Origin of the sequence: Chitinibacter sp. SCUT-21 (assembly GCA_041874755.1) — a bacterium.
GTDB lineage: Bacteria > Pseudomonadota > Gammaproteobacteria > Burkholderiales > Chitinibacteraceae > Chitinibacter.
Map to the genome: position 1 here is coordinate 1,258,383 of CP102611.1, position 22,625 is coordinate 1,281,007.

The window sequence follows — 22,625 nt, forward strand, 5'->3', positions numbered from 1 at the left end:
ATCGTGACTGTTCATGGGCTATTTATGGCACAGCCACCGAAGTTACGACAGCATAGATGGGCAATTCGTGCGCTATTCGGATTGCATGAGGACGCAATGCCTTAGTTATCAGGGTATATGTGTACAGGATATTGGCAGCAAGCCTTAAGCAGCAATACCCAGCTCCATAGCAGAGCAATATGCCTGCCAAAGCGCAATGGTGACTGCGCATCAATTGCTGCGTTTATAGTACAAACGTTCAACATACTTGAACGCAAACTCAGTTGCGTCGACAATATGCGATTGCCCTTTTCACCGTGCGGCCGCCATGTTTGTTGAATTCCCCAATTCGCCCTACCACCTATTCCAGCCCTTCCCGCCTGCAGGCGATCAGCCGACTGCAATCGCCCAGTTGATTGAAGGCTTGGACGATGGTTTGAAATACCAAACTTTGCTTGGCGTAACGGGTTCGGGCAAGACGTACACGATGGCGAACGTGATCGCGCGCACGGGGCGGCCGGCGATTATTATGGCGCCGAATAAAACGCTGGCGGCGCAGCTGTATGCCGAAATGCGCGAGTTTTTCCCGAATAACGCGGTCGAGTATTTCGTCAGTTATTACGATTACTACCAGCCCGAAGCCTATGTGCCGAGCCGCGATTTATTTATTGAAAAAGACTCGGCGATTAACGAGCACATCGAGCAAATGCGTCTGTCTGCGACCAAGGCGATGCTCGAGCGGCGCGATTGCATTATCGTTGCGACCGTGTCGGCGATTTACGGTATTGGCGACCCTAGCTCGTATCACGCGATGATTTTGCATTTGGCCGAGGGCGAAACCATAGGTCAGCGCGACATTATCAAACGCCTCACGACGATGCAGTACGATAGAAACGAGCTCGATTTTTCGCGCGGCACGTTCCGCGTGCGCGGCGATGTGATCGATATTTTTCCCGCCGAATCGGCCGAGCTTGCGGTGCGCGTGTCGATGTTTGACGACGAGATCGAGCGCATTAGTCTGTTCGACCCGCTAACCGGCCACGTAAAAAATAGGGTGGGTAGGTATACGATCTTCCCTAGCAGCCACTATGTCACGCCGCGAGATACCGTCATGCGCGCGATTGAAACGATCAAAGACGAACTGCGCGATCGTTTGGCGTTTTATTACAAAGAGCAAAAACTGGTTGAGGCGCAACGCTTGGAGCAGCGCACGCGGTTCGACTTGGAAATGCTGACCGAGATGGGCTTTTGCAAAGGCATTGAAAACTACTCGCGGCATTTTTCCGGCAAACCGGCGGGCGAAGCGCCGCCGACGCTGCTCGATTACATCCCGAAAGACGCGCTGATGATTTTGGACGAAAGCCACGTGATGATAGGCCAAGTCGGCGCGATGTATAAGGGCGACCGTTCACGCAAGGAAAACCTCGTCGACTACGGTTTCCGCCTGCCCTCCGCAATGGACAACCGCCCGCTGAAATTTGAAGAATTCGAGCGGCTGATGCCGCAAACGATTTTCGTTTCAGCCACGCCAGCCGATTACGAAGCGCAGCACCAGGGCCAAGTCGTCGAACAAGTCGTGCGCCCGACGGGCCTGGTTGACCCGATTATCGAAGTGCGCCCAGTCGGTACGCAGGTGGATGATTTGCTGTCCGAAATTAAACTGCGCACCGACGTTGGCGAGCGCGTTTTGGTGACGACTTTAACCAAAAAAATGTCCGAGCAACTGACCGATTATCTGGCCGAACACGGCATCAAAGTGCGCTATTTGCACTCGGATATTGATACCGTTGAGCGCGTTGAAATCCTGCGCGATTTGCGCCTCGGCGTGTTTGACGTGCTGATCGGGATTAACTTATTGCGCGAAGGTTTGGATATTCCTGAAGTATCGCTGGTGGCAATTTTGGATGCCGACAAGGAAGGCTTTTTGCGCAGCGAGCGCAGCTTGATTCAAACCATAGGCCGCGCGGCGCGTAATCTAAACGGCAAGGCGATTTTGTACGCCGACCGCATCACCAATTCGATGGAAAAAGCCATCGGCGAAACGCAGCGCCGCCGTGAAAAACAAATTGCGTTTAACTTGGCCAACAACATCACGCCACGCGGCGTCGTTAAACGCATTAAGGACATCATCGACGGCGTGTATAACGCCGAGGAAGCGACAGCGGCGCGGCTCGAAGAGAAAAAGCAGCGCATTGTAGCCGAGATGGATCAGAAGACTTTGGCGAAAGAACTCAAGCGCATCGAAAAAGAAATGCTCAACGCCGCGCAGAACTTGGAGTTTGAAAAGGCCGCGCAATTGCGCGATGAGCTCAAGCAATTACGCGATCGCGCGTTTGGGCACGAATAAGGGTATTACGATGAAGCTATTGAATTTATTGATCTACAGCGCAATACTCGCAACAAGTATAGCTAGCCCTGTTCAGGCCAACGACGCCTTTGGTGACGCAACGCCATCCATGCTACAAGGCATGAATACCGAGCAGGATTGGAAAACTTGGCTGGTCGTTCCGGTGTACACGCGCCATTTTGATCGGCAGGCGGTGATTGACGACAATCTGAACGAAAACAACTACGGCGTCGGACTTGAGCGCAGCAACGGCACTTGGCGCTGGATGCTCGGCGGGTATCGCAATTCGCTGCGCGATGCGTCGATTTACGGGCAAGTGGCGTGGACTCCTTTGCAAATCCCGCTTGGTTCATCGGCGCGTTTTGCCGCCGGTGGCTCACTCGGTCTGGTGAGCGGGTATCAAAATACTGATAAAGGCTATCCGATTGTGCCAGCTGGCGGTTTTTTGCTGTCGTTTGAAACCGATCATCATGTTGGTTTGAATTTATTTATTGTGCCGACGGTGCAAGCCGTGGATGTGGAAGGCTTTGTCGCTGCGCAGCTCAAATTTCATTTTTAAGCCGATTTTCGCCACATTTAATGACAAATGCATAAGGCAATGGTGGTACTTTCTCTGATTGCCGCTTACACACAAAGCAATGAGAATGAGCTTTTTTCTGCAGTAAAAAGGCGAAAGATGAATTTGCGTACCGTAGTTTCTACCCTGGCTTTGGCTTTAGGTTTATCGATTGCGCCAGCGCATGCTGAGCGTGTATTAAGCGTGGGCACCGACGCGACTTTCGCGCCGTTTGAATCACTGAATAACAATAAAGAAGTGGTGGGTTTTGATGCCGATTTGATCAAAGCCATCGCGCAGAAATCGGGCTTGAAAATCAAAATCGTCAATACCCCGTGGGAAGGCCTGTTTGCGGGTTTGAATAATGGCGAGCGCGATATCGTAATTGCGGCGGTAACGATTACCCCAGAACGCAAAGCGAGCATGGATTTTTCTGAACCGTACTTTGAAGCCAAACAGCTGATTATCGTGCGCGAAGGCAGCAAAGTGATCAAACTCGCTGATTTGAAAGGCAAAAAAGTCGGCGTTCAAAATGGTACGACTGGCGACACCGTATCGCAAAAAGCCTTTGGCAAAACCAGCTCAGATATTCGCCGCTATGAAAATATCGTTCTGGCTCTAACTGAACTGCGCGCGGGCGGTATTGAAGCCGTGGTGGCCGACAATGGCGTGGCGAAAAACTACTTGGCCAACAATAAAAACCACAAGCTGAAAACACTCGAAGACGCGAGCTTTAGCAAAGAGTACTACGGTATTGCGGTGAAAAAAGGCAATAAAGCGCTGCTCGATCAAATCAATAAAGGTTTGGCCGCGACGAAAGCCGATGGCTCTTACCAAAAAATCTATCAGCAATACTTCGGTAACTAAGCCAGCCCAACTTGCGAAGCAATGTTCCACTTTGTTACAGCCGCCCCCGCCCCGAGCGGGGGTTTTTATTGCTCGAGGATTTTTAGTGGCATCGGCACGATCACTTCCGATTCAATCGCCGTAGACCCACGTTTGCCCGGCTCAAAGCGCCAATCACTTTTAACCGTATTGAGCGCAGCGCGATCAAATGCATCGCACCCACTCGGCTTTTCAATATTCACTTTGATCGGCTTGCCACTTGTGCTGACCAGCACGCGCAATTTCAACAGACCCGATTGGCAGCGCTGGCGCGCAATAAACGGCACTTCTGGGATTGGATTATTTAAATACGCGGCGTTATAGCGCGCAAGCTGAACCACCTCTGCGCCGTCGTCCGCCTTTGCATCGCCTTCAAGCGCATTAGCGCGGCTATTTGCTTTAGGATTGGGATTGGCGCTAGCCGCACCATTCGCTTGAGCCACGGTGTCTGCCGCATTCGGCAGCGGCGGTAAGCTAAGCAGCGCTGGGCCAGGCTGTTTCGCGCCATGGGGTTGAGCTGGAACAGGTTTTACTGGCGTGACAGCAGCTGGTGTATTCGGCCCTTGATGCGCGCGCGGCGGAGCCTTGGCTGCGACAGGCTGCGCTGGGGGAGCGGCAGCTTTAGACTTTGCTTTTACAGGCGCTGATTGAACCTCATTTAAACTCAACATCAAAGGCTCAGCAGTAGCCGCGGGTTTGGCGCTGGTGCGCAAACCTGGCCCCCACCACACCACACAAAAATGCAGCACAGCGGACAATAACGCAATGCCCAGCATGCGCTTAGACACGCGGCGCTCCTAAACGATTTGGCTGCATTTTCAAGTATTTATCCCTATCTTTATCGCTTATCAGTCCACGTCCAATTTACTCAATCAGCTGCTAAATTGAATTGAATTTTGGAGTGGATCAAGATGAGCCAAACCGTATTAATTGTCGATACCCAGCGCGAATCTCGCCTTTATACTCGCCAAATCATCAGCCAACTCAAACCTGGCTGGCATTTTCTTGAAGCCGCGAGTGACACAGAAGCGATTGATCATTGCATTCGCGAAAGCATTGACCTGGTTAGCATTCATCAACAAGAGCACCGCCATTTGGCGCATAAATTACACGTCCTCTTACCGCATAGCTTGATTATCGAATGGTGCGACACCCCTGCCGACGTTGGGCACGATCAATTTAACGGCCTCTATTATGCCGCCGCCCCCGTCAATGCGGCGACTTTTACCGAGCTACTGAATCAAGCCAGCTCAAAGCGAGCGCTTTTTACGCCTTAGCAGCCATAAACCACAGACGGCCAAAATCACATTCAACGCGGCAAAGCTGGCCAAAATCACATCACGCGTGGTTTTGCCCAAGCCATCTAACCAATGCCATTTATGCAAGTTAGCAAATAGATAGCCCTCAAAACGATCTTGGTCTTCAACGCGCGTTGAAAACGCACCGGTCGCCGGTTCGATATACCAACTAGCATTGGCATCTCCAGCCAAATCCACCCGATAAACTGGCAAGCGTTTTTGAAAAAAACCATATTCGCCGCCAAATTGCTGAATAATCCTGAGCGATTTCACGCTGGCCTGCTGAACGCTCGCTTCATTGGGCGCTAAACGATGCAATAAATGCAGCGCGTGGCGCTCGGCAATGCCGCTCTGAACAAGGCCCTCCTCGTTTAAATAGCTCGGCAAAGGCTGGTTTACTTGGGCTGAATGATGATGTTGATGCCCAGTATTGCCCTGTATCTCTTTTTTGGATTGCTCCAGCAACCAATACCCCGTTGAATCTACTTTCACTGCGACCAGTGATTTCGCGCCCGCGGGGATTGAAGCTAAATTGGGTAATAAGGCCAAAGCTTCAGGCTGGGCGGCGGTAAATGGTGCGCGTTGCAGCCATAAATGCGTTAAGCCCGAGAAGGTAATCAGCAAACCTGCCACACCAGCAAGCAGCCCCAAGCCTCGATGAAAGCGACGTAGCGCGGGTTGCGTGGCTTTTAAGGTTTGGCGGCGATAGCGCAGCCAATACATCGCCAAACCACCGAGCACGCTGAGCATCGCCACCGTCAACACCAGCGTAATACCAACTTTTTTCACAGGCTCGTTCGCCCAGTTCCAAGTGTGTAGCGCGGCAAAAATCGGCATTAGATTGCGCTTGGTTTGATCGGACAAAGTCGCCAAACGTTGGCCTTCGGTATCGACAAAGGCAATCATGCCGTCGTCGCGCGCAAACTCCACCTGCCACACGGGCAAGATTTTATTGATGCTTGGATAACTGGCGCTAAATTGCGTGATGGCGCTGATTTTGCGTATTGGCGAGTGCGCGTCGCCCACCAAAGCACGCGCCAAGCGCTCGGCCTCGATTGAATCGGCGTTGGCAATCAGTTGGCCGTTGCGCGCATCAAACCATTGCCCAACGGCCTGATCGACGACGCCAACGCGCCATGCCGGCATATCGCCCCACATGCGCAAACGCAACGATTGCACATGCTCGGCAGCCAACGGTAATTGGCGCGGTGAAATGGGTTGTAAATCGGTGGGCAAACTCAGCGCCGGTGGCAAAGGCTGCGGTTTGGGCGAGAGCGCCGACATAATCGGGTGCAATACGCCGGTTAAGCCCCAAAAAATCACCGCAATACCGGCCATCCACGCCAACTTTTTATGCCAGCGATTCAGCCACGCGATCGCGCTGGTTTTTTGCGGTTTGGCCAGTGCATCGGCAATATTGATGTCATCGCGCTTCATTGCCCTACCCCTTTACCATCAAAGGCGTAGCTCACGCCGACAAAGAAGCTTCGTGGCGCGCCCGGCGAGTACGTGTCTTGCGTATTACCATTGCGCTCGCCAAAACCTTTGTAGCTGGATGCGGCGATTTCAGCATAATGCGCGTCGGCTAAATTAAGCGCGTGCGCCCAGATTGTCCAGCCTTTGTATTGATATTCGCCGCGCAAATTAAATAGGGTATGCCCGTCATACTGAACATTATTGGCGCTGTTCATCCAATACGGGCCTAGGTATACCGTTTCCAGCGCCAGACGAGCATTCGCAGCAGGTTTGAACGCCAGCTCAAACGTGCCCTGCCAATTGGGTGCGGCTGGAATATCTTTGCTCGCGTAGTTTTCGCTTGGCGATGGACGATATTCCAAATAAGTATGCCGTGCATATTGCCCCGCCAAACGTGCGCTCCATTGGCTATTGGCGCTCCAATCCAAGCCCAGCTCAAAGCCTTCGTGGCGCGTTTGCCCGGCGTTACGTGGCTCAGATTTGCCCGGCACGATGGTGTAGGTGACCAATTCGTCCTTGCCGTCGAGCCGGTACACGGCGGCGTCGATTTTAAAGTCTTTGCTTGGCGAAAAACGCGCGCCGAGCTCGAATTGGTCAAAGCTGGCTGATTTTAAATTCGGCACGGTTGCGCTGCTAAATAGCGCGCTGACTTCGGGCGGCGTAAAACCTTGGCTGTAACCGCCGTAGACAAATACTTTGTTGGCCGCGTCCCAAGTAAAGCCAATTTTGGGTGAGGTAGCGGCAAACGATTGCGTTTGCGATGCCGCGCCAGTCGTCGCCGACGGTTTTAAATGATTGGTGAAATCATATTCAACACGATCGTAACGCAGCGCGGCATTAATCCCCCAACCCGCGCCAAGCTGGTAGCTCGCGTCGGCAAACAATGCCTGATTGCCTAAATCAACGTGGTAATCGCGCCGTACAGTGCCGGTTTTGTAGCTGAGGTATTTACCGGTTTTCGGGTCACGCACGATGGATAAATTCACTTCGCGTTGATCGTTTGGGCTTTCTTCCACCAAGCCACCGAGCGTTAGTTTGAAATCGCCCCATTGCTGGCGATGAAATGCGCTTAGGCCTAAAGAGGTGAACGTGTTGTCGGTCGTGCGACCGCTGGCCGAATGAGCGCCAGTGTTAAAAATCAAATAGCTCGGCAATTGGTAGGTGCTGTTATCGCGGTAATACAAAGTGGCGCTGCTAAAACCACCGGCGTTGAGCTCGCCCGCCAAGCTAGTACTGGCGCGCAGCGCTTCAACTTGGCGCGTGGTAAAGGTTTGGTACGAATAGCCCGGGCGGGTGTGGTAATCGCTCTCGTTCAAGCTGCCGGGCATATCGGTGTCGAGCTTGGAATAAGTGAGTACCGATTTCCACAACAGCGCATCGGTCAGCCAATGGTCAACCCGTGCCGTGATGCCGGTTTTATCCATTGAGTTGTAATCTTGCCAGCTCTCGCCACGGCCAGCCGCATAGCCTGAGATACGCACACCCGTATCAGCCCAAGTATTTGATGCAGCAATATCTGCACGGCGATACCCCTCGGAACTCGCTTGCCCAGCTAAGCTAAAATACGGCGTTGCGCTTGGTGCTGCGGAGGTGAAATTTACTGCGCCGCCGACGGCGTTGCTACCGTATAAGCTCGAAGCAGGCCCCTTTACTACTTCAATACCATCGCTACCGGGCAGGTTGATTTCGTATAAAGCGTTGTGATTAAAAATCCCCACCGGGCGGATCGGAAAATCCAATGACATCTAGGATATGGACAAAAAATGTTACTTCCGCGCCGTTATTGGTTTTGCAGTGAGTAACACTTTTGGTAGTCAAAATCGGATTTTAGTGATGTTTTGGACGGGGAGATTAGCCGGCTTGTTACTGCTTTCGCCCTAGTCGTTCGGCCAATTTATTGCGGTCATCCAGCAATTGGTCATACATTGAATACACCTGCTGTACGTGTGACAGCATGGATTTGAATGCGTCCTCCGCCTGTCCGCTATTTTCTGCTTTCACCTTCTCTTGCAGAGCCTTATTTTTGGCCAGCAAGGTTGAGATCAAAGCTTCGTCGCTGTCGGTTTTCTGCCGAGCCTTTTGAGCGGATTTCAATTCCTTGATCTTCTCTTTGAGGTCGGGGTAGCGGTTGTAGATGAGGGAATGCGATACGCCACAATTCTCTGCAACGGCGCTGATATTAATATTTCCCCCTGTTTCCAGTATTTGCTTGATAGCTTGTTCGATTTGTTCGCGGGTGTCCATTAGCTGGCCTGTTGATTATCTTGAGTAGGTAGCAATAGCTTACCAATGATCTTATTGGCCGCAAACAGGTTGTCTTCGAGAACCTGCCTAAAAGCTGCGAATTGTCCTTGAGCGGCATCGGGCATTGCAGCGATCCGCTCCAACTTTGTCTCGCAGTTGACCTTGATAGTCTTCCAGTAGGGAAGATGCTTTGGCGTGGCGAAGTAGGTGTCGCAGTATAGGCAATGCGATGGATCAGCCGCATTCTTGATCTTGCAAGATGGTCCCTTGGTGCAATAACCATGAGGAAGTCCGCGAATTGAATTGCTGTGCCGTGTTGCGAAGGCAACGACATCCTTCGGACTGTGGAAGTGGGCTTGATGCTCTGCGCCATAGATCGCTTCATCCTGGCCTCCATTCAGTTCCTTGAGCAGTTTAACTAGGCGTTCACCACCGCCACCTGCCACGTTGCCTTCGATTGAAGCTTGAACAATGTCGTCGATGGACTTCTGATTCACGAACGTCTCGAAGAACTGAATGCACTCCTTCAGTTCGCTCAGTGACTTGTAACCGCGCTCCCCGTAGACAAATGTCATGACCCTAGTGAGGTGCTTGAACTGGTACTTGATGTCATCGATGTCACCAAGACGATTGGCAATAATGAACCATGCAAAGGTATGGCGGAACTGATGGGGTGATAGATTGAAGCAAACACCTTCTTCATAGGGAACGCCCCGGCTACCGCTATTTGCCGCCACCGATTGGTAATTGCACTCCATGCGCTCCAGCTGAGCAATATCAGCGCGGGTGACGGGAATTCGGTATTTCCGAAGCGACAGCATCACATTGTAGTCGCTCCCAGAGCCTGTCCAAATGAAGGCTGTGGTTGAGGCTGTCATGCGAATACCGAATAACCGGCGCTCCGACAGGCCAAGCTCTAATTCATGGCGATGTTCCGGTGTGAGTCGGTCGCTCAGATGCACAAGAAAGAGGCGAGCTCGTTCATAAAATAACTCGTTGATCCGACTCAGAAGCGAAATAGCCTCATAGGTTAATTCATTTGCTACCCAGTCTAATTCTATAACGTTGTCATCGGTTTTAGACAGAAGGCTCTTGACGAAAAATAATTGCTCACCGTTTTCTTTCCGCTTGCCAGCGCTGCCAGTCTTAAGCACGAAAGCCTCGTTATCTCGCATGCCAGTGAAGGAGAGCACCAGCATATAGACATGTCGCGGGAGATCCTTGAAATAAAGCTTAATCAATGTACTAAGGCGGGCGCTCGCCTCCCTTTGCTGCGAAGGAATGACCTGGCGGATCAACTTTACAGCACTACCAGGAATGGCTTGATTTGTTAGCCACACTAACGTTTCAAGCTCCTCAAAGCGAGCTCTGGCTTCTTTGATATACGCGTCTGCTTCTGCGATCAGGGACTTCATTACGCCCGTAGGAATGATCGGATGGCGCAAACGGGCTTCCGCCTCGTGTTTGTCGATATGGCCAAGCGTCAAATCGTCCAACAGTTTTCGATAATCACCTCTGGAAACAAGCCCATAGTCTGCGACAAGCTTTAGGGCATCACGGAATGTCTTGTAACCAGAGGAACACTTTTGGACACTCAAACCTCCCTGATCCTCACCGGCTCGCATGAATTCCTGCATCAAAAAACGAAGACGCAATAGCTCTATCGTCTCGAAATCCCGGAAGGATGTAATTCCGCGCTTGAGAAGATACAAAGCAAACCGATGTAGCATTCTTACTCGCGTAGAGACGGAGCTCCACTTGTAAGTTGCACCACCCTCTTGTAACCCGAGATGCAACAAAGCAAGCATAATAGACTTGATTTCGAAATCGAAGATAGCGCTACCGGAATTGATTACAACAGATTTATTGAGGTTTTGCGGTCTGAATTCAGTATCACCAAATCGAACTATTCCTTGCAGGGTGCGGCGATCTCGATACGCCCAGACAACCATTTGCGATAATTTGGCGATAGCCTGCTCGTCCAGCGCGAGCAATCTTACCCGCCCATCAATGTGAGCAATCCGATCTAGAATTTCTGACATGTCTGACATACTCATTCTGGGCCTGATTTACCTTCATGACGGAAAGACAGCTTTATCGAATCGGCTGGCTTGAGAACAATAAGAGAGTTCCCGAGTTGCCAGCGGAATTGGCCAGACGCGTTTTACAAGTTGAATTTATTGCTGAACGACACGCAATCTATCTGTGAATTTTAACATTCACATGATGTCAGCACATGAAAAACAAACGAGCTGCTTGGCGTAGCACTGCATTCTCTTGCTCAAGTCGCTGTATGCGCTGTTCTAGCTCGTGTGTGGACTTTCGTGGTTCGAGCGTTTTGGTATTTTGCAGTTCACGTTTCATAAATTCTTCGAGCCCGATGCGTTGCCATGTGGCCAGTGTCGATGGGTGAACGTCAAAGCGGCGCGCCGCTTTGGTCAGGCTGCCAACACGGCGCAGGTATTGCAAGGTCTCGATTTTAAAGTGGTTTTGGTAAAAATTTTTCATGACGGCATTGATAACTAAGAATTCCTTAGTATATCTTATGTGAAGGAACTAAGAAAATCTTAGGTATTGCATCTAACTCGGACGTTCGCAATGCCTATCCAATCGCCGTTCCCAATTCGCCTGAAAGAAGCGCGACTCAACAAAGGCTTAACCCAAGTGCAACTGGGAGTGAGGATAGGAATGGATGAAAACAGTGCAAGCGCACGTATGAACCAGTACGAAAAAGGCAAACATGCGCCGGATTACGACACGATGAAGCGGATGGCTGACGAGCTAGGAGTGCCAGTGGCTTATTTTTATTGTGAGAGCTCAGTGGATGCTGAGCTCGTTAAAGTGATTAGCCATCTGAGTGATGATGAAAAGGTAGCAATGCTGGAACGGCTACTGAATGCAAAACCCGAATCAAATGCTCAATTTATTCTTTGATGCTGAGCATTGAAATTCCTTGCTTTTCAAAAAAAGTTGACATCATGATATATAACAATAGTAAATCCATCAAAGATCACAACAGAACGAAGGCGTTAACTACGTGATTTCCTAGCAAAAAAGTGGCATTTTTAGTCTCAATTGTGCCCCGACGAAGGCAAACTATGCTCACAAGTGACAGCTCCGCAGGTAAATCTTGGTAATTTCAAGCACATAAAATCACAACAGAACGAATTGCGGATTCTTATCAATTTATCCAGCCGTTCTTATCTGATGCCGCCACCCACGCTCACGCAATTATCCAGTGGACTGAGCTGCTGCACCCGACCCACTTCCGATACTCAGCTAGCTTTATCATGAGTGGCAGGTAACGAAAGTGAAGCTGCCGCACAGTGGCCGATGCTGAGCTTCAGCACCTCGGCCAAAGCGGCCAGTCAAATCTTATGAATAGATGTCCAAAATCAATGTGCCTCTGAAGTCAGATGCAAAATCAAATCACCACCGGCCCATGCCGTAGATCGAGTCGGTCAAGCTCCTCTAGGGTTTGGACAACCCTGCGAAGATGCTGGGGTAGATTGATCAAGACTACAAAATGTTCGCCGGCCCATCGTACTTGCAAAGCTGCACCCGTATCTTCGCGCCCGACGCGCAATACAGCGTGCCGGTGATTTTAAATATCCTGAAGGGCATTTCCTCAGCAATGATGCAGCTCAATAGTCATGGGCTAATACATGTTGATGTATATGCGTACAACATCTAAGTTCATCAAGACGGCAGGTGCCTACTCGGCGACTTCGGCGCCGCATCCTTCATGCCATCTGAACATCAAGCCGAACTCACCGCGATTGAAATGCGCGCGTTTGCATGTTTGATGGATGACTTGATTTACCGTGCTTACGCTGTAACAGATAGAGAGGTTCGGCGGCGTGCAATGCTGAAGTTACTGATGGAGTAATGTCGAGCTAGAAATCACAAACTACGTCCCACTGCTTTACAGAGCTAGTTGGGCAATTGCATCCGTTTAATTCAGATCCATCTGAATTGCTTCATGTTTGAATACTGATTCCATTTTATGACTCTGAGCCTGAAATTAAAAAGCGCCCAAGTGAGTTCGGGCGCCATGAAGAGTTTTTATAAATAAAAGAGGATTTTATTTTGATACTCGATAAAGCGTATCTGAGCCTAAACTAAGGCTTAAGCCATCCGCTGAAAGAATAATTGTAGAATCAAAGCCAAGGTTCGCTGGTTTATCCCAGAGCCCTGCGCAGTTATTTGTGTCTGTTTCAATTGATGTAATTTTGAGCGATTTACTGCTGCTATTGAATATGTATTTTCCCTTCTCGAGGCCGCCGACACTGCATGGAGTAGAACCCTCGTTATCTCCTATTGGGTCTGCCATTATATAGCTACCATCAGCTAAAAAGAAAAAATGCTGAACACCAATATTAGTGCTTGACCCTAGGGCCCACATTCCAACTAGGCTTCTATTATCATTAGTTATCCGTGCAAATTTTGTTTCAAGACCATCTACATCAACAAGAATAAGAACATCACCATCAAATCTAATCTTTTCATCGCCATTGACTTGGTTTAGCCCCCATCCTCCATTGGAATCAAAGGGCGGAATAATTAGGCGAGAAATTTTTCCGGTCTTTGGATCCCAACCAATTTGTCCTACTTCCGTTCCTGAATTTCCATCCGAATCCGTTGACCCAACCTCTCCAAGAATATAATTGCCTAGTTTGTCAAACCGAATAATCGTTTCAGTTGGAATCGTAGTATCAATGGTCCTCCATGTACCACTAAGTTTAATAAAGAACTCATTTTTAAAATGTGCGAGTGCATCTGCTTCACTGACTGGCGTTGATTTTGGTAGTGAGGCGGATTGCATTATTGTAGTGAGTGCCGTATTAGAGCTACTAGCAAATGTTGCAGGAGATACTGTTAAATCAATCACTGTATTTGCAGCTTGAGTTTTGACTGTGTCATTAATGGTAATGCCATTTGACGCATCGCCATCAGCATCGAGAGATTGGAGGAGAACTAACAGATTCGTAGCAATATTACTACTATTTCCTCCTGTATTTGCAGCAGCTAGTTCAAGTGGGGTAATTGTACCCGTAGCTTTGACTGTGCCAAGTGTAATCCCACCAATTTTGAATGTCACTGTCTCTCCAGAATTATAAGAATACTGCCCATTGGCATTGGTAGTTCCTGAATATCCCCCCGATGTTGAATAACTCACACCACCTACTGGGCTGTCACTCAATACACCTACTGACGTCCCAGGAGGTGTTGTTGGGGTAGGTGTTGGAGTTGGAGTTGGAGTAGACGCGGGCGTTGGAGTAATACTTGACTGAGATGCTTCTCCTCCTCCCCCGCAGGCGACTAGAAACAGCGTGGTTAATGAAACTGCAAGCGGAGTTATTTTCATGAGTGGGCGTCCTGTGTTGTTGCTTCAGAGCTTCAACGCTAGAATTTGACATAAGCATTTACTAATGAAATGTTTTCAATAAGCCGACAAGTGGACAGTATGCGTCCGGCGTAAACACCTTGTTGGAAGTTCAGGTTTGAATTAGCCACGCGGCGGCAGTAATTCATCAATACGGTTATTGGGCCAGGTGGGGAGCTTTCCAGTACATCCTTCAGCAACTCTGATAGTGGGTTAGAACGACCAAGCCCTGCATATACACATGCAGCAGTTCTCAAGGCTCATTTTTTGCGTCTTCCTGCTTACTGTCGATGCCGTTTGTCAATATTCGTTGAATGACCCAGCGGATTGTTGAGTCGTCGAATGCTCCATCTATCATTAATTCAATCTGATGAAATTCAGGATCACTCCGCTTGATCCCTAGATCTGTACTCAATAAGTCAGCTCGAAAATGGCGATAGATATCAGCAGCAATGTCATCAGCAGTGATCTCATTCTTAATCCGCTTATCAATTTCTACGATAAGCTCAGACGAGATTCGTTTAAAACCAGCTCTGTTTAATGCTGAAATTACTCTGCTCTGTTCGGTGTGCATCTTCTCATCATCAGCGTGTTTTCTGTATTTATAGAGAACCCGTGCTATTCCGTTGCTTATGGGCATACATGGCGGCTCCAACAATACCTGCATTATTCTTGAGCATCGCAGGTACGACATCGCAGCGGAGGTTTTTCATCAATGGAATGAATCTTTCAGCCTTTTTACTGATACCGCCGCCAATGATAATCAGGTCAGGAGAAAGTAAAAGCTGCAAATGAAGTAAATAATTATTGAGTCGTGTGGCATAGACATCCCAGCTTAGATCTGGATTTTCCTTGATGATTTTGCCTGCACAATAGAGCTCTGCAATGCTATCCGTTGGGAAAATGACATGTCCTAGCTCGGTATTTGGAATCAGCTGTTGGTTGACGACAAGTGCCGAACCGATACCAGTCCCTAGGGTGATCACGAGAATCTTGCCCGATCGTTGTTTTGCTGCACCAAATAGGACTTCAGCATATCCAGCGGCATCTGCATCATTGCAAAGATAGATGGGGCGTTGGAGTGCTTCCGAAAGTAGTGTTTGAGCAGGAGCATTGAGCCAACTGGAGTCGACATTAGTGGCTGAGAGGGTTATGCCGTTGTGAACAATGGCTGGAAAGGTGCATCCAACAGCGCCGTGCCAATTCAGCGTTTCGGAAATTGCATTGATTGTTGCCCCAACAGCCGCTGCTGTCGCCGGCTGAGGGGTGTCGAGCCGAACCCTGTCACTCAAAAGCTCACCCGAAGTCGTAGAGACCAAAGCCCCTTTGATTCCTGTTCCACCGATATCAATGCCGAGGATGATATTGTCGGTTTCACCTTTGCTTGAATCCATGTTTATCTCACGTAACTCATGCTCATCACTACCGATTTTACACCGATTCCCTCATGCTAGGTTTCATTCGCATGACAATACCAGGAATCTGTGGATAACCTCGTTAGCAAGTCAGTTTATTCTATAAAAATCAATGCCATATAAAATCGATTAAATAGTAAGCAGTTGACCTTTCGGGACGTAGGGCGCATCCGCTCAAGCAGTGAAAATTTCGGTCCGAATATTATTAAAGTATCTGATTAATAAAAAACACCACCTGCTAGACTGCTATCAATCTCCCATGGAAAATTGACCATGCCCCTCCAACAACAGCAGCAGTATGAACGAGGTAAACAGTTAAGAGCGCAAGCTCCATTGGCAAGTCACAGTGACGTGGGCAATGTTCAACGTAACGTGCTTGATTTAATCAAGGCCAGCAGTCAAGGGCGGATAGTGCGTCTAGTCCCGTTGCGATACGGACGGATGCTGGCATCACCATTCTCTTTTTTTCGTGGATCAGCAATGCTACAAGCGCATGATCTAGCTGCTACTCCATTTAGTGGTGTCATTCAGCAAATATGCGGTGATGCACATCTTGCCAATTTTGGAGGTTTTGCGTCACCAGAGAGAACGCTGCTTTTTGATCTGAATGATTTTGACGAAACGCATCCTGGGCCATGGGAATGGGATATTAAGCGTCTGGTTGCTAGCTTTGTATTAGCCTCACGCACCTCAGGCTTTGCAGCACATGTCGCGGATGACATTGTTTATCGATTAGTCAGCAGCTATCAGCGCTGGATGTTGGAATACTCTAAAAAAGGGGCTATGCAGATTTGGTATGACCGTATCAGCTATGAGCGCTTACTGGATCACATTGACGATCAGAACGCCCGCAAAGTACTTAAAAAAGAAATGAAAAAGGCGTTGAACAGGACTCATGAACGGTTGCTACCTAAAATTGGCAAAAAGGTCGATGGTTACTGGCGTATTAATGATGCTTTGCCCTCGCTATTCCATATTTTTGAAGACAACCGAATCTTTGGCCCCGAAGAGCGGGAAATCTTACTGGGTAATAAGCAAGCGCTTGCAGAACAACTCTTTAGCGAATACCTAAATACAATCAGTATTAGTCACCGCCATTTACTTGACCGCTTTACGACACAGGATCTGGTATGCAAGATCGTCGGGGTTGGTAGCGTAGGTACACGCTGCTTGGCGCAATTGCTATCTGATGAGCAAGATCAGCCACTGTTTTTACAGATTAAAGAAGCTCGTGCATCGGTGCTTGCCCCTTATGTACCGCACACAGCCATCTCTAGCTATGTTAATCAAGGGCAGCGCGTGGTTGTCGGTCAACGATTAATGCAAGCATTTAGTGACATTTTTTTAGGCTGGTCGAACGCAGGTGGGCATCACTTCTATTTTCGGCAGTTGCGCGATATGAAAATCTCGCCAGCCATTGAGCGATACAACCCAACGATCATGGGGCTTTATGGTGATCTTTGTGGCTGGGTATTAGCGCGAGCACATGCGAGAAGTGGCGGTTTCGCTAGCGAAATAGCAGGATATATCGGAATGGATGATGAATTTGCTACGGCACTTGTTCGATACGCGAATGCCTACTCGGCTCAGTGTGAAAAGGATTATGAAGTGTTTAAATCTGCGTGCAAAACCGGCCGGTTGTTCGCTCAATCCGAAGATGAGTTTCTAAATGCTCTAGATAAAACCAAGCTCAAAATTAAACGGTAGAGAATAAAGCAAAGAGTGGGGGCCTCGCCACGCATAATGACGCTCCTCTCATCGCAATTATTGCCGCACATAGTAGTTATGGCGCGAGCTCACGAGAATAAGACTTCTTTTTGGTGACACTCACGATCAATGGCGCGCAATATTCTTGGCGTTCGTTGAGTTTAATCCATGAAAATGGATTTTCTACTACAGGATGCTTTTTGATGGGTCTTTGCTTGCAACGAACTACTTTTGCTAGGGCTTGATGAAGACGTTTTGCGATTTCAGTCATTTTTCCCTCCAAACACATTGTAGCTACTCATCTGGTATTACAGTAAGCTCATCGAAAAACACGAATTGATGCCAGCTTTCTGCAGTTCAGCTACCGCAGTAGCTTAACCAAATCTGGGGCTTGCCGACTGATGTTCAATCCCAGAACTCAGTAGATCCTTTGCATCACAGACAATATTCCAAGTAGATTGCAATCCGATTACGCTACACAGTATTGGGCGATCAAACCCTTGGACCTCATCTAATATCGCCTCAATGCAGTAGTGTTTAATTACACCAATTTCAATATCCGAGGTGTGGCGAACTAACTTCCCAACAGAAAGATCAGACATATCTCCCCCGAGAAAAGTTGAGAAAATGGATATCGTGCACACTAAATGTGGCAATACCTCACTATTAGCCCTCCGAATATCAGCTGTTACGCCTGTCTAGTGTGCAAAATTGATTCATGTGCTAGCGGCGAAACTGTCTGCTAAGGCCGATCTCTTGATACTAAGGTTAGAAAAACGAAAGGCCGCAACCTGATGGTTTGCGGCCTTTCGTTTTTCATAATGTGGCATTCACAGATCGGTCTTAGCTGACCTTCATCTAGGTCTAGCGCAACTCAATGAGCAGCAATAGCTAATTTCCCAAGGTTTTTATGCGAGTCTGGTAACTTTACCATTGGCTATGCAATAGGTTTGACCATTGCCAGCTAGCGCGTATGGCCAGATAACGATTGTCGCGGGTATTGCTCTGCTCTTGCCCTGCCTCTAGAGCGATCAGCGTACTACGATGCGGACGCCAGCCGAGCATCAGGCTAAATCGCTCGCCGCCGTCATTGGGGCTCAGCAGCGCTTGTTGTGAGAGGAGCGTAGCCGAGAAACCACGTAGCTCATTATCGCCGTGCAGCCATTCATAGCGAGCGGCTATTTCCCACTGCGGTGTGAATTGCCAACGAGGTTCAAACCAGCCACCCCAGCTACGACTCTCGTAGGCTGCTTCGCTTGTGGTTGAGCGCAGTATCCCGCTCTCTTGGCGCCAAGCTCCGGCGGCACGCAGACTCAGTGCCGGCCATGGGCTCTGCCACACGAGGCTACCCCCGAGCAGAGCAGTATCGCCGGCATAGCAGACCACATTGTTCTTGATTGGCGCACAGCTGCTGCTGTCATGGCTGTGGCCAGCGCTGGTTCGCAGTGCGCTGCTTTGCCGCTGGGTGCTGGTTAATCGGCTGGCGAATAGATTAATCTGCCAGTGGTCATTCCGTGTTTCCAGTTGCAGAATCGGAAATGTCTCACTCTCTTCGCCGAGTGGATATTCCGTTTGCTGCCAGCCACTGAGACTAATTCCACTTTCCCAGTGTCCAATTGCGCCGCGCCAGCTTATCTGGCCACCGTTGGCAATCCAGTCACCACCGAGGAAGGCCTGTTTGACTAAGGGCATCAGCATGAAGCGATCCAGATGCCCAGCTTGTTGCCACACTGCGCCAATCGGCACGTTATTTCTACCTATGCCAATGGTCAGGTCTTGCCCTTGCCAGTGAGGTTCTACTTGCAGCCAAGCACTCTCCCAGTGCATTTCATCATGATCATGCCAGCCAAGGCCGACATGCGCGCCCAGCCAGTCATTGACCCGTACCCCAGCATTGAGTGCGCCGTGTTCTAGCCGCCAGCCTTGGCCATCGTGCGGCATCTCGCCAGTGCCCAGCACCCCTGAAACAGGAAGAGCAGGAAACTCGGCATCGCTATAAGCAACCCCGAGTGCGCCTCCCAGTTGCCAGCCCGGCTCGGCTGGAATGAGGCTTTGCTCGCCGTCATGTGCCCAAGTGAAGCCAGCCAGACTAATGCTGAGCAGGCTGAGTAAACGGATTGGCCAGTTTTGGATTGGTGAGTAGTGTGTCATCGGTCAGGGTCTTCAGAAAAGCCACCAAATCGGCGACTTCTTGTGGTGTCAGAGAAATATTACTGATCAGAGGATCTTTATACGGATTGATCCGTCCATCACCGGCATTGGGTCCACTTGTTATGTTGCGGCCGCCAGCGGCATAGGTGGAGACGACTTCTTCTAGCGTAGCCATACTGCCGTCATGCATATACGGTGCGGTAACCGCGACATTGCGTAAACTCGGAGCTCGGAACTGCCCCATGTCGCGCAACAGGCCGCTCAGTTCAAATACACCGCGATTGGGCTCAGGGTATGCACCCTTGCCATCAGTATTGTAGAGACCCGTATTGTGAAACGGCGTTTCGACTTGCGTTGAGGCTGCGTGAATGATTTGATTGTTAAAGTTAAAGCTACCATGGCAATGGAAGCATTCAGCTTTCTCGCCATTAAATAAATTCATGCCACGAAGTTCGGCGTCGTTGAAATTGGCTTTTCCTGCCAGATACTGATCGTAACGACTATTACCTGATAGGATCGAGCGCTGAAAGCTGGCAATGGCACGGATGATATTGATCCAGCTTACTGGGGTAGCATCACTAGGATAGGCCGCTTTGAACTTGGCTTGATAATCACTATTGCTGCTAAATCGCGCTAACACTGCGGCCTTATTGCTATCATTGATACCCATTTCTACTGGATGCTCGCCAAACAGCGGCACTTCCATCTGCTTTTCCAGCGAAACCAGTGCCGGATTAGCCCAAGTCAGTGTCGGGCTATACACCACATTGGCAAGGCTTTGCGAATTGCGATCAGTTGGCTCGCCGGTTGAGCCGATCGAAACTGAGCGTGCATCGGTAAAGGCTTTATCTTGCTGGTGGCAGCTGGCACAGGATTGCGTAGCGTTACCGGACAAACGTACGTCGTAAAAAAGATGTCGGCCTAGCTCAACCTTCTCTGTGCTCATCGGATTGTCGGCAGGGACTTTCGGTGCAGGAAAGAAAGCCGGCAACACCCAACTAAAACCGGTTGAATTAGGAATGACTTCGGTTACTTTGGTTTCGCCACCACCGCCACAACTGACCAGAGCCGCAGCCCCGGTCAGTGCAGCGAGCGAACGGATCATAGCTCGCTGCATCATGGTTATTTCGCTTCCACGCGGAATAATTGCTGGCCATCACCACCGTTGATGCTGGTGCCGGCATTTAAGTCAATTTTGAACGCACTAAAGATCGCAGTGCATTCTGGATCGGTCTTGCCTGACATGCACCCTGCCGGGCCACCACCGTTGATCGTGACATTTGAATTCGCCAGTAGCGTCTGCAGATCAATTACCACATTTTGATTTGCAGGATTAAAGCTGCTGAGCTTCACATCCATCCGATTGCTACTAGTACACGTGGTGGTTGCGCCTGTGGCCGGATTGCCCGTGCAACCGGTTGAGCCCAAATGCACCATGAAGGTTTTAGCTGTCCAAGTTCCAGCGACTCCTTGTGGATCAGTTACTTCGATCTTGGCGAACTTACGACCTGACTGCCATGACCATGCCATCGCTTGTACATTCATCGGTGCGCTAGCGGTCGCATAATCGGTATGATTCTGGTTGCTGGGCACGCCAACCGTCATTTTCAGACCGGTGTAAGTACCGGCTGGTACTTCGCCAATGATGTTGGCATTAGTGGCACTGGTACCGCCTGCGCAACTGCCGGTGCCGTCTTCTAGATCGATCAGTGCCACTTCGCTATTTTGCCAATCGTTAGCCGTAAGTTTTAGCGGTACTTCGCGGTTATCGCTGGTGATCAACACCACATTTGACAGATATAGGCGCAAATCTTTTAACTGAGCGGCGGTGCTAGGGTTACCAATACTAGTGATTGGCGTCCCGCACTTCACTGCTTCGGCACCAGACTTAGCCACAAACGATATATTCACGGCTTGTGGTGCGGGGATGGGTGAGGCGGATGGGGCTGGAGAGGCCGTTGGGGTTGGTGTGTTAACTGCAGTGGCTGTCGATGTACTGCTATCAGCACCGCCACCACCGCACGCTGTAAGTAAAGCGATGAAACCCAATGATGATGCCAAAATAGTTTTTTTCATTTCAATTTTTCTCTAAATAAGTACCGTACGCTGTTGCGCGGAACGGCAAATACGAATGCCGCAAGGTCGATACGATTTGTTAAGGGGTAGTCGCCTATATCGAGACCCCGCCGAAATTAATGACCTTCGTGCGAGCTAGACGCAGCCTGATAAGTCATATCTTCAACTTTCACATCGACAGTGGTTTTACCTGCCTTGGCAAATGTGAGTGTCATCGGAAAGCGCTCGCCTTTTTTCAAAGGCTTTTTCAGTCCTAATAGCATGATGTGATATGAGCCAGGAGCCAGCTTAGTTACACCGCCTTTAGGTAAGGTGACGGCATTGATTGGGCGCATTTTCATCACGCCATCGCTCATTTTCATTTCGTGGATTTCTACTTTGCTGGCCGCATCACTACTTGCTTGCAGTAGCTGATCATCAGCTGCGCTGTGAATAACCATGAATACACCAGCATTACTGGCCGCGCTGGCACTTTCGCGTGCCCACGGATGTTTGATTTCGAGCTGCCCTACGCTGTACTCGTGAGCAACTACCAATGCAGAAAGGCATAGCAATGCCGAGCCGCAAAAGAATCTTTTGAGCATATTTTATCCATTGATTCATTAACTTAAACAGGGTATGTCGTTCTAGTTAAGCAATATCAACGGGCGGGGCGTGACTCAAGGGGAGGGTATAAGGTATTTTCGGTATAAAAAAACCCTCATATCGCACCAGTCGTAGCGAGCTGATGTGCTCTCGAACAGAAGGTAAAACCGAAGGCGCCGACAATGGCGCAGGATGGTGGGCGGCACTTGCAATACAAATCGGGCATTGCATTTGGCCGTTTACAGCGGGGAGCTTACGATCCGTATCTTGGCTTGGTGAATTGACGCTACATAACGTCAATCCGCTTAGCCCCGATGCGGCATCACGCATTTGCATCGCATGTACAAAGGGCAATAGCATCTGCATGCAGAGCGCGATAAGCGCTATGCAATAAATGCCCCTCGTTTTTAAGCGATCAAAGTACATGATTGTCAATGTAAAAAATTTGGGCAGATTGTACTGGAAAAAAATCCGTGAGCAAGATCTATTCCTTCCTCGGCTCAGATCATATTTTGTAGTG

Annotated in this window: 22 protein-coding genes; 8 read left to right on the top strand and 14 right to left on the bottom strand. The window is 49.5% G+C overall.

The window, feature by feature from the left end; translation table 11 throughout:
- The first annotated feature begins 307 nt into the window (after nucleotides 1–307).
- The 3 genes from uvrB to NT239_05745 all read left to right on the top strand — a co-directional run bounded on the left by uvrB (nucleotide 308) and on the right by NT239_05745 (nucleotide 3,749).
- Nucleotides 308–2,326, top strand: a complete 2,019-nt coding sequence (gene uvrB / locus NT239_05735; GenBank protein ID XGA72341.1) for an excinuclease ABC subunit UvrB — start codon at nucleotides 308–310, stop codon at nucleotides 2,324–2,326.
- A 10-nt stretch (nucleotides 2,327–2,336) separates the two neighbouring features.
- Nucleotides 2,337–2,885 carry a hypothetical protein gene (locus NT239_05740; GenBank protein XGA72342.1) on the top strand — a complete coding sequence of 183 codons (549 nt, stop codon included), beginning with the start codon at nucleotides 2,337–2,339 and terminating at the stop codon, nucleotides 2,883–2,885.
- Nucleotides 2,886–3,002: 117 nt separating this feature from the next.
- Nucleotides 3,003–3,749: a basic amino acid ABC transporter substrate-binding protein gene (locus NT239_05745; GenBank protein XGA72343.1), complete on the top strand. Its 747-nt coding sequence runs from the start codon at nucleotides 3,003–3,005 to the stop codon at nucleotides 3,747–3,749.
- A gap of 65 nt (nucleotides 3,750–3,814) precedes the next feature.
- Here NT239_05745 and NT239_05750 read toward each other — a convergent pair whose 3' ends face one another.
- Nucleotides 3,815–4,555 (bottom strand): TonB family protein, encoded by a 741-nt coding sequence (locus tag NT239_05750; protein ID XGA72344.1) that lies wholly within the window; start codon nucleotides 4,553–4,555, stop codon nucleotides 3,815–3,817.
- Between the two features lie 123 nt (nucleotides 4,556–4,678).
- Here NT239_05750 and NT239_05755 point away from each other — a divergent pair, with 123 nt between their 5' ends.
- Nucleotides 4,679–5,044 (top strand): hypothetical protein, encoded by a 366-nt coding sequence (locus tag NT239_05755; protein XGA72345.1) that lies wholly within the window; start codon nucleotides 4,679–4,681, stop codon nucleotides 5,042–5,044.
- Here the strand turns inward: NT239_05755 and NT239_05760 are convergent.
- The 5 genes from NT239_05760 to NT239_05780 all read right to left on the bottom strand — a co-directional run bounded on the left by NT239_05760 (nucleotide 5,018) and on the right by NT239_05780 (nucleotide 11,293).
- Nucleotides 5,018–6,502, bottom strand: coding sequence for a PepSY domain-containing protein (locus NT239_05760; GenBank protein ID XGA72346.1), 1,485 nt, complete (start codon nucleotides 6,500–6,502; stop codon nucleotides 5,018–5,020). The genes NT239_05755 and NT239_05760 overlap by 27 nt on opposite strands.
- Entirely contained in the window at nucleotides 6,499–8,286 is a 1,788-nt protein-coding gene (locus tag NT239_05765) for a TonB-dependent receptor (protein ID XGA72347.1), read from the bottom strand. The genes NT239_05760 and NT239_05765 overlap by 4 nt, the downstream gene beginning before the upstream one ends.
- Nucleotides 8,287–8,404: 118 nt before the next feature.
- Nucleotides 8,405–8,785: a TetR/AcrR family transcriptional regulator gene (locus NT239_05770; GenBank protein ID XGA72348.1), complete on the bottom strand. Its 381-nt coding sequence runs from the start codon at nucleotides 8,783–8,785 to the stop codon at nucleotides 8,405–8,407.
- On the bottom strand, nucleotides 8,785–10,827 hold the full coding sequence (locus NT239_05775; protein ID XGA72349.1) for a hypothetical protein: 2,043 nt from the start codon (nucleotides 10,825–10,827) through the stop codon (nucleotides 8,785–8,787). Before NT239_05775 ends, NT239_05770 begins: the two co-directional genes overlap by 1 nt.
- A gap of 187 nt (nucleotides 10,828–11,014) precedes the next feature.
- A complete protein-coding gene (locus tag NT239_05780) occupies nucleotides 11,015–11,293 on the bottom strand; it encodes a hypothetical protein (GenBank protein ID XGA72350.1) in 279 nt (92 codons plus the stop codon).
- A gap of 90 nt (nucleotides 11,294–11,383) precedes the next feature.
- On the opposite strand from NT239_05780, the gene NT239_05785 reads away from it, so the two are divergent.
- The 3 genes from NT239_05785 to NT239_05795 all read left to right on the top strand — a co-directional run bounded on the left by NT239_05785 (nucleotide 11,384) and on the right by NT239_05795 (nucleotide 12,674).
- The gene (locus tag NT239_05785) at nucleotides 11,384–11,719 is read left to right on the top strand and encodes a helix-turn-helix domain-containing protein (protein XGA72351.1); all 336 of its coding nucleotides are present in this window, start codon (nucleotides 11,384–11,386) and stop codon (nucleotides 11,717–11,719) included.
- 592 nt (nucleotides 11,720–12,311) lie between these two features.
- A complete protein-coding gene (locus NT239_05790; protein ID XGA72352.1) occupies nucleotides 12,312–12,479 on the top strand; it encodes a hypothetical protein in 168 nt (55 codons plus the stop codon).
- Between the two features lie 51 nt (nucleotides 12,480–12,530).
- Entirely contained in the window at nucleotides 12,531–12,674 is a 144-nt protein-coding gene (locus NT239_05795; GenBank protein XGA72353.1) for a hypothetical protein, read from the top strand.
- A 195-nt stretch (nucleotides 12,675–12,869) separates the two neighbouring features.
- Here the strand turns inward: NT239_05795 and NT239_05800 are convergent, their stop codons facing one another.
- From NT239_05800 to NT239_05810, 3 genes are all read right to left on the bottom strand, one after another.
- Nucleotides 12,870–14,153 carry a hypothetical protein gene (locus tag NT239_05800; protein ID XGA72354.1) on the bottom strand — a complete coding sequence of 428 codons (1,284 nt, stop codon included), beginning with the start codon at nucleotides 14,151–14,153 and terminating at the stop codon, nucleotides 12,870–12,872.
- Between the two features lie 271 nt (nucleotides 14,154–14,424).
- Nucleotides 14,425–14,811, bottom strand: a complete 387-nt coding sequence (locus NT239_05805; GenBank protein ID XGA72847.1) for a hypothetical protein — start codon at nucleotides 14,809–14,811, stop codon at nucleotides 14,425–14,427.
- Complete coding sequence (locus NT239_05810; GenBank protein XGA72355.1) at nucleotides 14,774–15,565, bottom strand: ROK family protein; 792 nt, start codon at nucleotides 15,563–15,565, stop codon at nucleotides 14,774–14,776. Before NT239_05810 ends, NT239_05805 begins: the two co-directional genes overlap by 38 nt.
- Before the next feature lie 294 nt (nucleotides 15,566–15,859).
- Between NT239_05810 and NT239_05815 the strand changes: the two genes are divergently transcribed.
- Nucleotides 15,860–17,293 carry a DUF2252 domain-containing protein gene (locus NT239_05815; GenBank protein XGA72356.1) on the top strand — a complete coding sequence of 478 codons (1,434 nt, stop codon included), beginning with the start codon at nucleotides 15,860–15,862 and terminating at the stop codon, nucleotides 17,291–17,293.
- Nucleotides 17,294–17,369: 76 nt separating this feature from the next.
- Here NT239_05815 and NT239_05820 read toward each other — a convergent pair whose 3' ends face one another.
- The 5 genes from NT239_05820 to NT239_05840 all read right to left on the bottom strand — a co-directional run bounded on the left by NT239_05820 (nucleotide 17,370) and on the right by NT239_05840 (nucleotide 22,104).
- On the bottom strand, nucleotides 17,370–17,564 hold the full coding sequence (locus tag NT239_05820; GenBank protein ID XGA72357.1) for a hypothetical protein: 195 nt from the start codon (nucleotides 17,562–17,564) through the stop codon (nucleotides 17,370–17,372).
- 656 nt (nucleotides 17,565–18,220) lie between these two features.
- Nucleotides 18,221–19,444 carry a hypothetical protein gene (locus NT239_05825; protein ID XGA72358.1) on the bottom strand — a complete coding sequence of 408 codons (1,224 nt, stop codon included), beginning with the start codon at nucleotides 19,442–19,444 and terminating at the stop codon, nucleotides 18,221–18,223.
- On the bottom strand, nucleotides 19,383–20,549 hold the full coding sequence (locus NT239_05830) for a di-heme enzyme (GenBank protein ID XGA72359.1): 1,167 nt from the start codon (nucleotides 20,547–20,549) through the stop codon (nucleotides 19,383–19,385). The genes NT239_05825 and NT239_05830 overlap by 62 nt, the downstream gene beginning before the upstream one ends.
- 17 nt (nucleotides 20,550–20,566) lie before the next feature.
- Nucleotides 20,567–21,520: a metallo-mystery pair system four-Cys motif protein gene (locus tag NT239_05835; protein XGA72360.1), complete on the bottom strand. Its 954-nt coding sequence runs from the start codon at nucleotides 21,518–21,520 to the stop codon at nucleotides 20,567–20,569.
- A gap of 116 nt (nucleotides 21,521–21,636) precedes the next feature.
- Entirely contained in the window at nucleotides 21,637–22,104 is a 468-nt protein-coding gene (locus tag NT239_05840) for a copper chaperone PCu(A)C (GenBank protein ID XGA72361.1), read from the bottom strand.
- Between the last annotated feature and the right edge of the window lie 521 nt (nucleotides 22,105–22,625).

Coding starts and splice junctions, on each gene's coding strand:
- NT239_05815 (XGA72356.1), top strand. CDS start 15,860: ATGCCCCTCCAACAACAGCAGCAGTATGAACGAGGTAAACAGTTAAGA.
- NT239_05835 (XGA72360.1), bottom strand. CDS start 21,520: ATGAAAAAAACTATTTTGGCATCATCATTGGGTTTCATCGCTTTACTT.
- NT239_05765 (XGA72347.1), bottom strand. CDS start 8,286: ATGTCATTGGATTTTCCGATCCGCCCGGTGGGGATTTTTAATCACAAC.
- NT239_05760 (XGA72346.1), bottom strand. CDS start 6,502: ATGAAGCGCGATGACATCAATATTGCCGATGCACTGGCCAAACCGCAA.
- NT239_05840 (XGA72361.1), bottom strand. CDS start 22,104: ATGCTCAAAAGATTCTTTTGCGGCTCGGCATTGCTATGCCTTTCTGCA.
- NT239_05785 (XGA72351.1), top strand. CDS start 11,384: ATGCCTATCCAATCGCCGTTCCCAATTCGCCTGAAAGAAGCGCGACTC.
- NT239_05790 (XGA72352.1), top strand. CDS start 12,312: ATGTTCGCCGGCCCATCGTACTTGCAAAGCTGCACCCGTATCTTCGCG.
- NT239_05755 (XGA72345.1), top strand. CDS start 4,679: ATGAGCCAAACCGTATTAATTGTCGATACCCAGCGCGAATCTCGCCTT.
- NT239_05825 (XGA72358.1), bottom strand. CDS start 19,444: ATGACACACTACTCACCAATCCAAAACTGGCCAATCCGTTTACTCAGC.
- NT239_05810 (XGA72355.1), bottom strand. CDS start 15,565: ATGGATTCAAGCAAAGGTGAAACCGACAATATCATCCTCGGCATTGAT.
- NT239_05775 (XGA72349.1), bottom strand. CDS start 10,827: ATGTCAGAAATTCTAGATCGGATTGCTCACATTGATGGGCGGGTAAGA.
- NT239_05820 (XGA72357.1), bottom strand. CDS start 17,564: ATGACTGAAATCGCAAAACGTCTTCATCAAGCCCTAGCAAAAGTAGTT.
- NT239_05805 (XGA72847.1), bottom strand. CDS start 14,811: ATGCCCATAAGCAACGGAATAGCACGGGTTCTCTATAAATACAGAAAA.
- NT239_05780 (XGA72350.1), bottom strand. CDS start 11,293: ATGAAAAATTTTTACCAAAACCACTTTAAAATCGAGACCTTGCAATAC.
- NT239_05740 (XGA72342.1), top strand. CDS start 2,337: ATGAAGCTATTGAATTTATTGATCTACAGCGCAATACTCGCAACAAGT.
- NT239_05795 (XGA72353.1), top strand. CDS start 12,531: ATGCCATCTGAACATCAAGCCGAACTCACCGCGATTGAAATGCGCGCG.
- NT239_05830 (XGA72359.1), bottom strand. CDS start 20,549: ATGATCCGTTCGCTCGCTGCACTGACCGGGGCTGCGGCTCTGGTCAGT.
- NT239_05745 (XGA72343.1), top strand. CDS start 3,003: ATGAATTTGCGTACCGTAGTTTCTACCCTGGCTTTGGCTTTAGGTTTA.
- NT239_05770 (XGA72348.1), bottom strand. CDS start 8,785: ATGGACACCCGCGAACAAATCGAACAAGCTATCAAGCAAATACTGGAA.
- NT239_05800 (XGA72354.1), bottom strand. CDS start 14,153: ATGAAAATAACTCCGCTTGCAGTTTCATTAACCACGCTGTTTCTAGTC.
- uvrB (XGA72341.1), top strand. CDS start 308: ATGTTTGTTGAATTCCCCAATTCGCCCTACCACCTATTCCAGCCCTTC.